This window comes from Arthrobacter sp. IK3 (assembly GCF_051337705.1).
Classification (GTDB): Bacteria; Actinomycetota; Actinomycetes; order Actinomycetales; family Micrococcaceae; genus Arthrobacter_B; species Arthrobacter_B koreensis.
Genome location: NZ_JBPPSW010000001.1, coordinates 258,862 through 272,131 on the forward strand (window position 1 = coordinate 258,862; position 13,270 = coordinate 272,131).

Annotated in this window: 15 protein-coding genes; 12 read left to right on the forward strand and 3 right to left on the reverse strand. The window is 66.5% G+C overall.

Annotated features, from left to right (window positions below; genetic code table 11):
- The first annotated feature begins 135 nt into the window (after positions 1 to 135).
- Positions 136 to 924 (forward strand): DedA family protein, encoded by a 789-nt coding sequence (locus ACSLGO_RS01225; RefSeq protein WP_263127593.1) that lies wholly within the window; start codon positions 136 to 138, stop codon positions 922 to 924.
- Between the two features lie 61 nt (positions 925 to 985).
- Here the strand turns inward: ACSLGO_RS01225 and ACSLGO_RS01230 are convergent, their stop codons facing one another.
- Entirely contained in the window at positions 986 to 3,169 is a 2,184-nt protein-coding gene (locus tag ACSLGO_RS01230; RefSeq protein WP_436399739.1) for a S9 family peptidase, read from the reverse strand.
- An 84-nt stretch (positions 3,170 to 3,253) separates the two neighbouring features.
- On the reverse strand, positions 3,254 to 3,811 hold the full coding sequence (locus tag ACSLGO_RS01235) for a hypothetical protein (protein WP_263127591.1): 558 nt from the start codon (positions 3,809 to 3,811) through the stop codon (positions 3,254 to 3,256).
- A gap of 226 nt (positions 3,812 to 4,037) precedes the next feature.
- Here ACSLGO_RS01235 and paaA point away from each other — a divergent pair, with 226 nt between their 5' ends.
- The 11 genes from paaA (at position 4,038) to ACSLGO_RS01290 (ending at position 12,525) form a co-directional block, all read left to right on the forward strand.
- Complete coding sequence (gene paaA / locus ACSLGO_RS01240) at positions 4,038 to 5,021, forward strand: 1,2-phenylacetyl-CoA epoxidase subunit PaaA (RefSeq protein WP_091602144.1); 984 nt, start codon at positions 4,038 to 4,040, stop codon at positions 5,019 to 5,021.
- A 2-nt stretch (positions 5,022 to 5,023) separates the two neighbouring features.
- Entirely contained in the window at positions 5,024 to 5,386 is a 363-nt protein-coding gene (gene paaB, locus ACSLGO_RS01245) for a 1,2-phenylacetyl-CoA epoxidase subunit PaaB (protein WP_226802313.1), read from the forward strand.
- The gene (gene paaC, locus ACSLGO_RS01250) at positions 5,383 to 6,201 is read left to right on the forward strand and encodes a 1,2-phenylacetyl-CoA epoxidase subunit PaaC (protein ID WP_091602147.1); all 819 of its coding nucleotides are present in this window, start codon (positions 5,383 to 5,385) and stop codon (positions 6,199 to 6,201) included. The genes paaB and paaC overlap by 4 nt, the downstream gene beginning before the upstream one ends.
- A gap of 5 nt (positions 6,202 to 6,206) precedes the next feature.
- Positions 6,207 to 6,752 (forward strand): 1,2-phenylacetyl-CoA epoxidase subunit PaaD, encoded by a 546-nt coding sequence (gene paaD, locus ACSLGO_RS01255; RefSeq protein ID WP_152273783.1) that lies wholly within the window; start codon positions 6,207 to 6,209, stop codon positions 6,750 to 6,752.
- Positions 6,753 to 6,755: 3 nt separating this feature from the next.
- Positions 6,756 to 7,916 (forward strand): 1,2-phenylacetyl-CoA epoxidase subunit PaaE, encoded by a 1,161-nt coding sequence (gene paaE / locus ACSLGO_RS01260; protein WP_091602153.1) that lies wholly within the window; start codon positions 6,756 to 6,758, stop codon positions 7,914 to 7,916.
- A gap of 41 nt (positions 7,917 to 7,957) precedes the next feature.
- A complete protein-coding gene (locus ACSLGO_RS01265) occupies positions 7,958 to 8,725 on the forward strand; it encodes an enoyl-CoA hydratase/isomerase family protein (RefSeq protein ID WP_436399818.1) in 768 nt (255 codons plus the stop codon).
- Between the two features lie 168 nt (positions 8,726 to 8,893).
- Positions 8,894 to 9,508 carry a hypothetical protein gene (locus ACSLGO_RS01270; RefSeq protein WP_263127585.1) on the forward strand — a complete coding sequence of 205 codons (615 nt, stop codon included), beginning with the start codon at positions 8,894 to 8,896 and terminating at the stop codon, positions 9,506 to 9,508.
- Between the two features lie 55 nt (positions 9,509 to 9,563).
- Positions 9,564 to 10,184: a copper resistance CopC family protein gene (locus ACSLGO_RS01275; RefSeq protein ID WP_436399740.1), complete on the forward strand. Its 621-nt coding sequence runs from the start codon at positions 9,564 to 9,566 to the stop codon at positions 10,182 to 10,184.
- 127 nt (positions 10,185 to 10,311) lie between these two features.
- On the forward strand, positions 10,312 to 10,917 hold the full coding sequence (locus ACSLGO_RS01280; RefSeq protein ID WP_436399741.1) for a copper chaperone PCu(A)C: 606 nt from the start codon (positions 10,312 to 10,314) through the stop codon (positions 10,915 to 10,917).
- On the forward strand, positions 10,917 to 12,167 hold the full coding sequence (locus tag ACSLGO_RS01285; RefSeq protein ID WP_436399742.1) for a Dyp-type peroxidase: 1,251 nt from the start codon (positions 10,917 to 10,919) through the stop codon (positions 12,165 to 12,167). The genes ACSLGO_RS01280 and ACSLGO_RS01285 overlap by 1 nt, the downstream gene beginning before the upstream one ends.
- Positions 12,168 to 12,261: 94 nt before the next feature.
- Positions 12,262 to 12,525: a DUF6480 family protein gene (locus ACSLGO_RS01290; RefSeq protein ID WP_091602168.1), complete on the forward strand. Its 264-nt coding sequence runs from the start codon at positions 12,262 to 12,264 to the stop codon at positions 12,523 to 12,525.
- 105 nt (positions 12,526 to 12,630) lie between these two features.
- Here ACSLGO_RS01290 and ACSLGO_RS01295 read toward each other — a convergent pair whose 3' ends face one another.
- On the reverse strand, positions 12,631 to 13,080 hold the full coding sequence (locus ACSLGO_RS01295) for an Lrp/AsnC family transcriptional regulator (protein ID WP_152273778.1): 450 nt from the start codon (positions 13,078 to 13,080) through the stop codon (positions 12,631 to 12,633).
- Between the last annotated feature and the right edge of the window lie 190 nt (positions 13,081 to 13,270).

The following is a 13,270-nucleotide window of genomic DNA, read 5'->3' on the forward strand; positions in this document are numbered from 1 at the left end:
TGTTCATTAGGTAATCCTGTGAGCGTGATCACTGTCAAGTTGATGAGCGTCCGCCGTCATCTGTGACGACCGTCGCCGCGGGTAAAACCAGGGCTCTCCCAGTCGGCGCGAAGGCTCATGGTCTACCCTGAGGTGGTGTCCCTAGCCACAGCTGCTCCCGCTGCGCTGCAGCCAAAGTCCTCGCTCCTGCCGGAATGGCTGGACCCCCAGGTTTTCCTGGCTGATCCCGCAATAGGCCCGTGGGTAGTGCTGCTCATCTGCGGCATCGTCTTCGTGGAGACCGGGCTGCTCATCGGCTTCTTCCTCCCGGGAGATTCACTGCTCTTCACGGCGGGGCTGCTGGTAGCCACCGGAGCGGTGCAGATCAACATCTGGGTGCTGATCCTGCTGATTGCTCTCAGTGCCTTCCTCGGCGACCAGCTGGGATACCTCATCGGACGCAAAGCCGGTCCGGTGGTGTTCAACAGACCCGAGTCCAGGTTCTTCCACCAGGAGAACGTGGACCGCGCGGAGGCCTTCTTTGCCCGGCATGGCGGTAAGGCCGTGGTGCTGGCACGCTTTATCCCGGTGATCCGTACCTTCACCCCGGTAGTGGCCGGCGTGGGGCGGATGCATTACGCCACCTTCATTGCCTACAACGCCATCGGCGGCGCTGTGTGGGCGCTCTCTGTCACGCTGCTGGGCTACATCCTGGGGGACCGCGTCCCGTTTGTGCGGGACAACCTGGACCTGATCTTCCTCGGCGTCATCGGGCTCACGCTGGTGTTCGTCGTCGCTGGCCTGTTCCGGCCCGGACGCCGCCCGCAGCGGACAGGTAAGCAGCAAGAAGTGTCCGAGCCGGAAAGCGCGCCGCAGGAAAAAGGGGTGCGGAAGCCGCGGCCGCTGCCCCGTCCCCGGCCGGAAGCAGCAGCGGAAGAGGACTGAAACGGCAAAAGCCGGGCACCCGCGGGGGCACCCGGCTAACGCCGTCGTTCTTTGCTGCTCCCTACCGGGCGGCAGCAGCCGGTGAGCTGACGCCCGGAAGCAGATCCCGGGCATCCAGCGCGGACAGCACAAAGGCGTAGTCCCAGGCGCGGTCCTTCCAGGCCTCGTAACGGCCGGAGGCGCCGCCGTGCCCGCCGTCCATTTCGATCTTCAGCACCACGGGCTCGGAGCCGGTGGTGGTTTCACGCAGCTTGGCCACCCACTTGGCCGGCTCCACGTAGAGCACCCGGGTGTCGTTGAAGCTGGTGACCGCGGCGATGCGCGGATAATCAACGGCACGCACGTTCTCATACGGGCTGTACTCGCTCATGTAGCGGTACACCTCCGGATCGGTGATCGGGTTGCCCCATTCCTCCCACTCCAGCGCGGACAGCGGCAGGTTGGGATCCAGGATGGTGGTCAGAGCGTCCACGAACGGCACCTGCGCCACGATCGCGCGGTACTTCTCCGGCGCCAGGTTCGCGACGGCGCCCATCAGCAGCCCGCCGGCGGAGCCGCCCATGGCCGCGATCCGTGCCGGATCAACCCAGCCGGACGCCGCCATGTGGTCGGTGGCTGCAACGAAGTCCGTGAAGGTGTTCTTCTTGTTCAGCTTCTTGCCCTGGTCATACCAGGTGCGGCCCATCTCGCCGCCGCCGCGGATATGCGCCACCACAAAGACGACGCCGCGGTCCAGCAGGGACAGCCGGGCAATGTTGAAGGCCGGGTCCATGGAGACTTCGTAGCTGCCGTAGGCGTAGACCAGGGCGGGATTGGATCCGTCCCTGACCACCTCGGCCCGGCGCAGGACAGAGAGCGGAATCCGGGTGCCGTCGGATGCCGTGGCCCAGTCGCGTTCCACGACGTACTGCGCGGGGTCGTAGCCGCCGCGCACCGGGGTTTCCCTGCGCAGCTGGAGCTCGCCGGTGGCCAGCACGTAGTCGTAGACCCGCGGCGGGGTCAGGTAGGACGTGTAGCTCAGCCGGATGATCGGCGAATCATATTCCGCGTTGGTCAGGCCTGCGGTGTAGAGCTCCTCGTCGAAGGCGGGTTCGGCGGGGGATTCCTGCTCCGGGGTGCCGATCCCGGCCAGCGGCAGGATTTGCACGCGCTCGGTGGTGTCCTTGCGCACCGACACCAGGACGTGCGTGGAGGTGACGGACGCGCCGTTGACCCGCACGGCGCCGTCGTGCGCCACTACGGTCTGCCAGTGCTGCTCGCTCAGCGGCTTGGCGAACTCGCCCTCGGCCACCAGGGACACCATCGAGTTCAGGGCGTCCTTGTTGTGCGTTACCAGGTACTGGCGCACGCCATCCCGGGTGAACGGCTCGGCTTCGTAGAGGATCCGCTCGCTGCGTGGAATCAGGGTCCGGAGGGTGTCCGACGCGTCGTCGAAATCCATCACCCGGTATTCGCTGTGTTCCGAGCAGCTGATGCCGATCAGCAGCTGCTTCCGGTCCGCGGAAAGATCGAAACCAGTCCACATGGCGACGTCGTCCTCCTGGTAAATCACGGCGTCTTCACTGACGTCCGTACCCAGGGTGTGGGCCTTGATCTGGTACGGACGCCAGGAATCATCGACGACGGTGTAGAAGACGCGGGTGCCGTCCGGGGAGAAGGCCAGGGAGTAGAAAACGTTGGAGACGACGTCGGGCAGCAGTTCGCCGGTGCGCAGGTCCTTGATCCGCAGGGTGAAGCGTTCATCCCCGGCGTTGTCTTCGCAGTAGGCCAGCAGATTGCCGTCCTCGGTGACGGCCAGCCCGCCCAGGGAGAAGAACGGCTTGCCTTCGGCTTCGGCATTGCCGTCAATCAGGATCTGTTCCCCGGGCACGGCGACGCCCGGTTCGACGACGGGTGGTGTCCAGTCCGCGTGCAGATCGCCGGTGTCCTGCGCCGCGGTGCGGCAGTGGATCGCGTACTGCTGGCCTTCTTCGGTGCGGGTGTAGTACCACCAGCCGCGCTTGCGGGCAGGAACGGACAGGTCCGTTTCAACGGTGCGGGCCTTGATCTCGTCGAAGATCTGCTGCCGCAGCGGCTCCTGGTCCGCGGTAACCGCTTCGGTGTAGGCGTTCTCCGCGTTCAGGTGCTCAACCACCTCCGGGTTGTCCTTTTCCCGCATCCATTCGTAGTCATCGGTGAACGTCTCACCGTGGTGCGTGCGTTCGACGGGGACTTTTTTCGCGGCCGGGGGAACAGGTGTAGTCATGTCCCGAATATATCGATCCGTCTGTCAGCCCGCGACGGGCCGCGCCCCCTTTATGCTGGCGGCTTATGCTCCGCAGCAGCGTGCCTAGCGGCCCAGCAGGATCCAGGCGCTGAACATGCCTGCCGCGGCGAAGAACACCCAGTTGGCTACCACCAGGGCCAGGGTGTGGGCGAAGGGCCTGCGGCTCTGGACGCCCCTCGTGTAGACCGGGTCCTGGCCGGCGGGCCCGCGGCGGAACTGGGACCACAGGGAGGTTGCGAGCAGGAGGCCGCCGCCGGCGGCAGCGACCGGAAAGGCCGGCAGGGCCAGGATGACGGTGCTGCCTGTGGTCCAGTACAGAAGGACATGCGCCAGTGCGACGCCGGCCAGGACGGCCAGCGGGCGCCCGGGCCTTCCCGCGAGGGCCACGGGCAGGTACCGGGGCGTGGCGGCCGCGGCGGCCAGGAGCGTCAGGACCACGCCCAGTCCGCTGACCGTGATGCCGAGGGTGCCTCCGGTGGAGGCCACGGCAGCGGCAACGGCGCAGAACCCCAGCAGGCCCAGCAGGATGGGCACCAGCAGGTGCGCGGCCAGGCCCGGGGCGGAAGCCGCGTCGGCGGCCGGACGCACCCGGGTGCCTTCAGGCGCTCCGCTTGCTGCCATGCTCTGCTTCCTCCTTGCCGGGGCTGTTAGTTCAAAGGTAGCCCCTGCCCGGACACCCCGCGTCCACGGCGCCTGCCTGCCACACCGCCGCAGGCCGCAGGAATCGCAATCCGCCTTGACGTGCGATCGCTCACACGCATATCCTGAACGAACGGTCGGTAATTATTGGCCGAACGACTTCCGCGGAGCTGTCCGCGGCCCCGTGGAAAACAGTGAGGTGACATCTATGGCTACGCAGACAGAGTTGTACGCAGTCCCGGCCCAGCAGGATGATGACGCAGCCGGACAGGCAGCATTCGATGCGGTCATCGCCGACGATTCGCGGATCGAACCGCGTGACTGGATGCCCGAAGGCTACCGGAAAACCCTGGTCCGCCAGGTCTCCCAGCACGCGCACTCCGAGATCATCGGCATGCAGCCCGAAGCCAACTGGATCACCCGCGCACCCTCACTGAAGCGCAAGGCCATCCTCCTGGCCAAGGTCCAGGACGAGGCAGGCCACGGCCTCTACCTCTACTCCGCCGCGGAGACGCTCGGAACGCCGCGGGAGAAGATGACCGAGGACCTGATCGCCGGCAAGGCGCGCTACTCCAGCATCTTCAACTACCCCACCCGCAGCTGGGCGGACATGGGCGCAATCGGCTGGCTCGTCGACGGCGCAGCGATCTGCAACCAGGTTCCGCTGTGCCGCGCCTCCTACGGCCCCTACGGCCGTGCCATGGTCCGCATCTGCAAGGAAGAGTCCTTCCACCAGCGCCAGGGATTCGAAATCCTGCTTGAGCTCGCCAACGGCACCGAGGCCCAGAAGCAGATGGCCCAGGACGCCATCAACCGCTGGTACGCGCCGGCCCTGATGATGTTCGGCCCGCCGGATGACGATTCCCCCAACTCCCGCCAGTCCATGGCGTGGAACATCAAGCGCTTCTCCAATGACGAACTGCGCCAGCGCTTCGTCGGCATGATCTACGAGCAGGTGAAGGTCCTTGGCCTGACCCTGCCCGATGACCAGATCCGGTTCAACGAAGAAACCGGCAAATGGGAGCACGGACCGCTGGACTGGAACGAGTTCAAGGAAGTCCTCGCAGGACGCGGCCCGTGCAACTCGCAGCGGCTGGCCCGCCGCCGCGAAGCACACGAGAACGGCGCCTGGGTGCGCGAAGCAGCAGCAGCCTACGCGGCAAAGCAGGCACGAAAGACTGAGGTGGCATAAGCATGGTTTCCGGTTCGACAACGGGCGACGACGGCACCAAGACGGCGGCAACGTCCGGTTCGGTGGAGCCTGACACGGGCGTCAACGCGGCCTGGCCGCTCTGGGAAGTCTTTGTCCGCTCCTCACGCGGCCTCTCCCACGTCCACGCCGGTTCGCTGCACGCGCCCGACGCCGACATGGCGCTGCGCAACGCACGTGACCTCTACACCCGGCGCAACGAAGGCATTTCCCTGTGGGTGGTTCCGGCGGAGGCCATCATCTCTTCCGACCCCGATGCCAAGGGGCAGTTTTTCGAGTCCCCGCAGGGCAAGGACTACCGGCACGCCACGTACTACCGCAAGTCAGAAGGGGTGAAGCACCTGTGAACACGGACAGCGCCACCCGCATTACCCCGGGCAACGCCCTCCGCCCGGAGGACATCGCAGCCTCCGACGCCAAGGCCCCGGAAGCCGTTGCCGAGTACGCCCTGCGCCTCGGCGATGACGCACTGATCCTGGCCCAGCGCCTTGGCTGGTGGGTTGCCCGGGCTCCGGAACTCGAAGAGGACATTGCCCTCTCCAATATCGCCCTGGACCTGCTTGGCCACGCCCGGTCCTTCCTCACCTATGCCGGCACCGCCTGGGACAAGACCGAGGACGACCTCGCCTACTGGCGCGGCGAAGAGGAATACCGTTCCGCGCACATCGTGGAGCAGGAAAACGGCGACTTCGCCAAGACGATAGCCCGCCAGCTGGTGGTTTCCTTCTTCCAGTACGAGCTCTACACAGCCATGCTCTCCTCCAAGGACGAGACCCTGGCCGCCATCGCAGCCAAGGCCGTCAAGGAAGTCGACTACCACCGGGACCACAGTGCCCAGTGGGTGCTGCGCCTGGGCCAGGGAACCGAGGAATCACGCACCCGCATGATCCGCGCGCTGGAACTCACCTGGCCGTACGTGGGCGAACTGTTCGAGGATGATGACCTGGTCCGCTCCCTCGACGGCATCGCCGTCGCACCCTCCACGCTCCGTGCAGCCTTCGATGAGAAGGTAGGCGCCGTACTGGCTGAAGCCGAGCTTGAAGTCCCCGAAGTGCAGCCCGCACCGGGCGGCGGACGCCGCGGCGAACACAGCGAGTACCTCGGCTACATCCTGGCTGAGCTCCAGGTGCTGGCCCGCCAGCACCCCGGCGCAACCTGGTAACTGCCATGAACGAGACTGAGGCAGCCCCCGCCGTCGACGCCGCAGCCAGTACGCAGCTGCGCCCCGCGGACCCCGCATCAGCGGCAGCGTGGGATGTCGCGGCGACAGTCTGTGACCCGGAAATTCCGGTCCTGACCATCGAGGATCTGGGTGTGCTGCGTTCCGTGGAGGTGCAGGCGGACAATGCGGTGCGGGTGGCCATCACCCCCACCTACTCCGGCTGCCCCGCCATGGACGCCATCCGCGACGACGTGACCGCCGCGCTCCGTGCCGCCGGCTACGGCCAGGTCCAGGTGGACCTGGTCCTGGCACCGGCCTGGACCACGGACTGGATGAGCGAATCCGGCAAGACCAAGCTCAACGAGTACGGCATTGCCCCGCCCACCGGCCGGGCCGCTGCCGGGCCCGTGCGGCTGGGCCTGAGCGTCAAGTGCCCCCAGTGCTCCTCACTCAACACGCGTGAAATGACACGCTTCGGCTCTACTTCCTGCAAGGCGCTGTACGTCTGCCGCGACTGCCAGGAACCCTTCGACTACTTCAAGGTGCTCTAAACCATGACAACCTCCACCACCGAGGCAGGCGCAGCTCCCGCCTCGCGCCGCACCGCCTTCCACCCGCTGACGGTCAGTGCTGTCCGCCGGCTCACCGAAGACGCCATCGAAGTCACCTTCGCGGTTCCCGAAGAGCTGGCCGGTTCCTTCGATTACCTGCCGGGCCAGTACGTCGCCCTGCGCACCACCCTGGACGGGGCGGAGATCCGCCGCAGCTACTCCATCTGCGCCGAGCCCCGGCCAGGAGAGATCCGGGTTGCCATCAAGCGGGATCTCGGCGGCAAGTTCTCCACCTGGGCCAATGAAAACCTCAAGGCCGGAGACGTCCTGGACGTCATGAGCCCCACCGGCGGTTTCATTTCCAAGCACCCGATGACGGCGCTGAACCACCCCGAAGACATTGACGTCACCGATGAGAACGTGTTCGTCGCCGTCGCCGCCGGCTCCGGCATCACCCCGGTAATTTCGATTGCCCGCACCGTCCTCGCAGCCTCGGAGAACGTCCGCTTTGACCTGGTTTACGCCAACAAGGCTGCCATGGACGTGATGTTCCTGGAGGAACTGGCGGACCTTAAGGACAAGTACCCGGCCCGCTTTGCCGTGCACCACGTGCTCTCCCGTGAACAGCGCATTTCTCCGCTGCTCTCCGGCCGCATCGACGCGGAGAAGCTCTCCGCGCTTATCGAGTCCGTGCTCCCCACGCGCGATGTGGACGAGTGGTTCCTCTGCGGCCCGTTCGAACTCGTGCAGCTGTGCCGGGACACCCTGGCCGAGCGCGGCGTCGAGTCGGAGAAGGTCCGTTTTGAACTCTTCACCACGGGCCAGCCCGGAAAGCCCGAAGGCCAGATTGGCCGCCCGGTCCAGGTGGACCCGTCAGCGGACAACTTCGAGATCAGCTTCCGGCTGGACGGGCTGCAGGGCAAGGTGGCCAGCCCTACCCACGCCCGCGAATCGATCCTGAACGCCGCGCTCCGCGTCCGGCCGGATGTTCCGTTCGCCTGCGCCGGCGGCGTCTGCGGCACCTGCCGCGCCAAGGTTGTTTCCGGAACCGTGGAAATGGAAGAAAACTACGCACTGGAACCGGATGAAATCGAAAAGGGTTACATCCTGACCTGCCAGAGCCGCCCCACCAGCCCCGAAGTCACCGTCGACTACGACGCCTAGGAGCGAAGCCACCGATGAGCGAGCAGAACCAGACCGAATCCATGGTCCAACTCAGCATCTCCGACGGCGTTGCCGAGATTGTGCTGACGGCCCCGCACAAGCTCAACTCCCTGGATGAGCAGGCACTTGCGGACCTGTCCAGGGCCTACGACGACGCCGCTGCCGCCGGCGTGCGCGCCCTCCTGCTGCGCGGGGAAGGACGGGCCTTCTGCGCCGGACGCGATATCTCCGGCGTCGTACCGGCCGAAGACGACGCCTATGCCTACCTGGGTGACCTCGTCACCCCGCTGCTGAAGAAGATGGCAGCCTTCCCGGCACCCACCTTCGCGGCCGCCCAGGGCGCCTGCCTCGGCGTCGGGCTTGGCCTGCTAATGGCCACGGACGTGGTCTATGTGGCGGACAATGCGAAGATCGGTTCCCCGTTCGCGAACCTGGGGGCAACCCTGGATTCGGGCGGGCACTGGCTCTTCACCGAGCGGCTGGGCGCCCACCGTACCCTGGACCTGATCTACACGGCAGACCTGATGAGCGGCGCCGAAGCCGTGGCCGCTGGCCTGTTCAGCCGGGTCTTCCCGGCCGATGAGCTGCTCGAAAGCACCCGGGCCACGGTTGCCCGCGTTGCCTCCGGCGCCACCGGAGCGTTCCGCGCGTCTAAGGAACTCGTGGCGCAGATCCGCGATGCCCGCCTGGGCCTATGGGAATCGGTTGAAGACGAGAACAAGGCGCAGGGCGTGCTGTGCGGCACCGAGGACTATGCCGAAGGTTTCGCCGCGTTCAAGGAGAAGCGCAAGCCGGTGTTCAAGGGCTAGCCCTCCCGTCATCGAGATAGCAGAAACTGCACGATACAGCCCTGTAACGTGCAGTTTCTGCCATCTCGACGGTGACGGGGAGTGGATATTCGACACGGCGTCGAAACTTCGCGAGAATTACAGGGCCGGTTGCGATCCCGCCCGGTACACGGTGCCTGAGGAGGACCGATGACAGCGCGTGCCGCACGCTTGGTGCGCGGCTGGGCCGGAGCATTCGCGGCCACGGCCGTCGCTGCTGCGTCGCACGTGCTTGGCGGCGGAGCAGCTCCCGAACCCGCCCTCGTCCTGTTCTGCCTCGCAGTCTCCGGCATGGTCAGCTGCCTGCTCGCCGGACGTGGGCTCTCGCTGCTCCGGCTCGGCACCGCCGTGGCGTTCAGCCAGGGACTCTTCCACCTCATCTTCAGCTTCGGTTCGGCTCCGGCCGCCGTGGGCGCAGGTTCCGCCCACGCCCACCACACAGGCCACTCACTGGCAGGGACCGGAACTGCCGCGGCAATGGCCGCAGCGCCGGCCCCCTCCCACGGCCTCCTGATGTGGGCCAGCCACGCCCTGGCCGCGGTGGCCACGGTGTGGATCATTGCCCATGGCGAACGGACACTGGTCCGCCTCATCGAAGCGCTCGGTGTCCGGCCCGGTGCACTGCTGCCGTTCTTCCGTCCAGCGCACCTTCCCCGCCCTATCGCTTCCGTCCTGGCAGTGCGTCCCCTTGGGCTGCGGAACCTCGGCATTCCCCTCCTCACGCTCCGGCACCGGGGCCCACCTGCTGCATTCGTGTCCAGCTAGGCGCACTCCGCGCACACACACGAATCCCAGTTCCTTCCCGGAACGGAAAGCAGTTATGCCTACCTCTTTTTACCGCCAGGCCCGCACGCGCGCCTCGCTCCTTGCCGCAGCTCTCCTCGCCGCATTCGCAGCGGTTCTCTTCCTTGCAGCACCGGCACACGCGCACGATGAACTTGTGTCCTCCAACCCGGCGGACGGTGCCGTCCTGGACGCCGCTCCCTCCGAGATTGAACTGGTCTTCAGTTCAGAACTCATGGACCTGGGCAACCAGGTCATCGTCGAAGACTCCGCTGGTACCAACCTCGCCGAGTCCGAGCCGGTCCTGACACGCGAAACCCTGGTCCAGTCCGTTCCCGCCCTTGAGGCCGGCGACTACAAGGTCAACTGGCGTGCGGTATCCAGCGACGGACACCCGATCACCGGCACCTTCAGCTTCACCGTGAACGGCTCCGCCGGCGAGAACCCGTCCCCGGCTGCCACCGAGTCTGCTGCTGCTCCGGCGGCCAGCGACCCCGCCGCCGCGGAAACTGCCTCGCCCGAGGCCGCCACCTCTTCCGACAGCACCTCGTTTGGCCCCATGGGCTGGGTGCTGACGGCTGTCGGCGTCGCCCTCGTTGCTTTGCTGGTTTATGTCATCGTCGCGCAGGCCAGGAAGCGCCGCGGCACGGACGCCTAACCGGCACGCAGGCACCTCACCAACACCGCCGCCCAGCGGCACCTTCTGCGGCCGTGCTCCGGCACGGCCGCACCCTTCCCTTTCCCGCGCCCAAAAACGCGGACCACACCTTTGGAGTACCGAAAACATGAAGAAATTCACCCTTGCCGCAGCCGTCCTTGCCGTGTCCGCCGCGGTCCTCACCGGCTGCGGCTCCTCCAACCCCGCAGCCGAGACGGCCCCTGCCCCGGATGATGCCGCAGCGCTGTCCATGACCGGGGCCTGGGCGAAGGCCGCAGAAGCGGACGGAATGACCGGCGCTTTCGGCACGCTCGAAAACTCCGGCGACGAGGACCTCACCATCGTCGCCGCCAGTTCGCCCGCGGCCTCCACCGTGGAGCTGCATGAAGTGGCAATGGACGACGACGGCGCGATGGTCATGCGCGAAATCGAAGGCGGATTCGTGGTCCCCGCCGGAAGCGACTACCTCCTGGAACCCGGAGCGAGCCACCTGATGCTGATGGGCCTGACGGACGGACTGCTCGCCGGAGACACGGTGACGATCACCCTCGAGCTGGCTGACGGCTCCACCCTGGACGTCGACGCCGTAGCCAAGGACTTCGCCGGCGGAAACGAAAGCTACGGGTCCGGCGAAGGCCACGACGCCGAAAGCCACGGGGCCGGATCACACGGCACTGAGACCCACGGGACTGAAACCCACGGGACTGAAACCCATGGGACTGCGGACCACTAATGAGCGCTGAAACCACACCACGGGGCGTGGGCCGGCGCCGCCTGCTCTTCGGCGGTGCCGCGGCGGGCCTGGGCGCGGTTGCGGCTGCCGGCGGCCATCTGGCCGGCAGCCGGGGGATCGGGCAGGGAAGCACGGAGCTGGAACGCGCGGGGCTGGATGAGGCCGGAAGCAACGGCCGCCAGACAGTTCCGTTCTATGGACGGCACCAGGCCGGCATAGCCACGCCGCCCGGAGCCTACGCAGCTTTCGTTGCCCTGGACCTCCGCGGGGGCATCGGCCGGGACCGCATCCGGTCCTGGCTGCGGATGTTGAGTGATGACGCCGCCGCGCTGACCCAGGGCGAACCAGCGCTGGCAGACACCGAACCGGAGCTGGCCCGGAACCCGGCGCGGCTGACGGTGACGTTCGGATTCGGGCCAGGGCTGCTGGCCGCAGCTGCGCCGGAAAAGGCCCCGGCCTGGCTGGCTCCGCTGCCGGCCTTCGGCGTCGATAGGCTGGAGGACCGCTGGAGCGGCGGCGACCTGGTGCTCCAGCTGTGCGCCGATGATCCGATGACGCTGGCTCACGCCCAGCGCATGCTGCTCAAGGACAGCCGCGCGTTCGCCGTCGTGCGCTGGGTGCAGCCGGGCTTCCGGCGCGCCTACGGCACCGAAATGGCCGGGACCACCATGCGGAACCATTTCGGCCAGGTGGATGGCAGCGCCAACGCGCTGCCCGGCACCCCCGAATTCGACCGGGTGGTCTGGGGTGACTCCGAGATCCCGGGGTGGCTTGAAGGCGGCACCTCCATGGTGATCCGGCGGATCGCCATGAACCTGGACACCTGGGACGAGCTTGACCGCCGCGGCAGGGAGGAGTCGGTGGGACGGAAGCTGGACAACGGCGCACCGCTCACCGGCGAGTCCGAGCGTGACGAACCGGATTTCGACGCGGTGACCGGGCTCGGCTTCAAGGTCATCCCGGACTATGCCCACATGCGCCGTGCGCGTCCGGACGATCCGCGCCAGCGGATCTTCCGCCGCGGGTACAACTACGACGCCGCTCCGGAGCCGGGCGGCGGCGTCTCCAATGCCGGGTTGATCTTCGTGGCCTTCCAGGCGGATGTGACCCGCCAGTTCGTGCCGATCCAGCAGCGGTTGGACAAGCTGGACCTGCTCAACGAGTGGACGACGCCGATCGGTTCGGCGGTGTTCGCCGTGCCGCCGGGCGCTGCGGAGGGCGGATTCGTGGGGGAGGGGCTCTTTAGCTAGGGATTGCTCCTCCGCCGGTAGTCCCGCTAGGTTGGAAATGTCAGCATGCTGACTAAATGTTTCCTCCCTTGCGGGACATCACCGAAAGGCCACGATGACGCAAAGCTATGATCCGAACAATGATCCAGCCAATCCGGACAAGCCCAAGGAAGCTGACCACGCTGCCGCCCAGAAGGGTCCGGATACTCAGGAGGGCACCGGGAACCATGCTGGCAGCGGTGAGAAGGGCCGCCGGGTGAACCCTGATCCCGCCGAAGGCAACATCACCGGCCTCGAGCCCGGCGGCGGAGTTCCGCCGGGGGAGACCCCTCCCGCCGAAGACCAGATGAGCATGGACCAGGGGCATGACGAGAACTAGCGTCCCCTCCGCCTAAATCGAGATGGCAGAAACTGCCCGTTTGAAGCTTCAAACGGGCAGTTTCTGTCATCTCGATGAGGGGGAGAACGGGGAGGGGGGGGTGGATCAGCGGACGTCGAGATCCTCGAAGACCAGGAACGTCTGCGTGTCCAGGACTCCGGGCGCGGATTGCAGCTGGTCGAAGATGACCTGCCGGAGGTGCAGGTTGTCCTCGGCCCGGACCAGCAGGATCACGTCGAAGGTTCCGCCGACGAGGGCCACGTGGTGCACCTCGGGAATCTTGCGCAGGAATTCCTTGAGCTCGCGCCAGGACTGCTGGCGGACCTTCATGGTGACGTATGCGCTGGACCGGAGCCCGGCCTTGACCGGATCCACCAGCGCCGTGAACCGGGTCAGGACCCCGGAGCCGGTCAGCTTGGAGATGCGCGAATAGGCGTGTGCCCGGGAGATGTGGACCGCTTCCGCCACGGCGCTGACCGAAGCCCTGCCGTCCTTCGTGAGCTCCGCGAGGATCCGTTTATCGATCTCATCCAATGCCGCCTGCGCCTGGGCCATAGTGTCTACGTCCTTCAAAGTAATCCAGCTCACTTTTGCAACTTGTCCATCACAATACGCACTGGGATACAGAAAATCTAGGATTTCCGCCCGCGGTAGATGCGAATCGTTCAGTTCCGCATACTGGGCTTACAGAAATTCCACCCACGCTGGAGGCTCCGGGACGCCCGGTAACCCTCCGGCATCCGCC

Excerpts from the sequence above, each read along its gene's own strand:
- paaB (WP_226802313.1), top strand. The coding sequence starts at position 5,024 with ATGGTTTCCGGTTCGACAACGGGCGACGACGGCACCAAGACGGCGGCA.
- paaE (WP_091602153.1), top strand. The coding sequence starts at position 6,756 with ATGACAACCTCCACCACCGAGGCAGGCGCAGCTCCCGCCTCGCGCCGC.
- ACSLGO_RS01290 (WP_091602168.1), top strand. The coding sequence starts at position 12,262 with ATGACGCAAAGCTATGATCCGAACAATGATCCAGCCAATCCGGACAAG.
- ACSLGO_RS01295 (WP_152273778.1), bottom strand. The coding sequence starts at position 13,080 with ATGGCCCAGGCGCAGGCGGCATTGGATGAGATCGATAAACGGATCCTC.
- paaD (WP_152273783.1), top strand. The coding sequence starts at position 6,207 with ATGAACGAGACTGAGGCAGCCCCCGCCGTCGACGCCGCAGCCAGTACG.
- ACSLGO_RS01285 (WP_436399742.1), top strand. The coding sequence starts at position 10,917 with ATGAGCGCTGAAACCACACCACGGGGCGTGGGCCGGCGCCGCCTGCTC.
- ACSLGO_RS01275 (WP_436399740.1), top strand. The coding sequence starts at position 9,564 with ATGCCTACCTCTTTTTACCGCCAGGCCCGCACGCGCGCCTCGCTCCTT.
- ACSLGO_RS01265 (WP_436399818.1), top strand. The coding sequence starts at position 7,958 with ATGGTCCAACTCAGCATCTCCGACGGCGTTGCCGAGATTGTGCTGACG.
- ACSLGO_RS01235 (WP_263127591.1), bottom strand. The coding sequence starts at position 3,811 with ATGGCAGCAAGCGGAGCGCCTGAAGGCACCCGGGTGCGTCCGGCCGCC.
- ACSLGO_RS01280 (WP_436399741.1), top strand. The coding sequence starts at position 10,312 with ATGAAGAAATTCACCCTTGCCGCAGCCGTCCTTGCCGTGTCCGCCGCG.
- ACSLGO_RS01270 (WP_263127585.1), top strand. The coding sequence starts at position 8,894 with ATGACAGCGCGTGCCGCACGCTTGGTGCGCGGCTGGGCCGGAGCATTC.
- ACSLGO_RS01230 (WP_436399739.1), bottom strand. The coding sequence starts at position 3,169 with ATGACTACACCTGTTCCCCCGGCCGCGAAAAAAGTCCCCGTCGAACGC.
- paaA (WP_091602144.1), top strand. The coding sequence starts at position 4,038 with ATGGCTACGCAGACAGAGTTGTACGCAGTCCCGGCCCAGCAGGATGAT.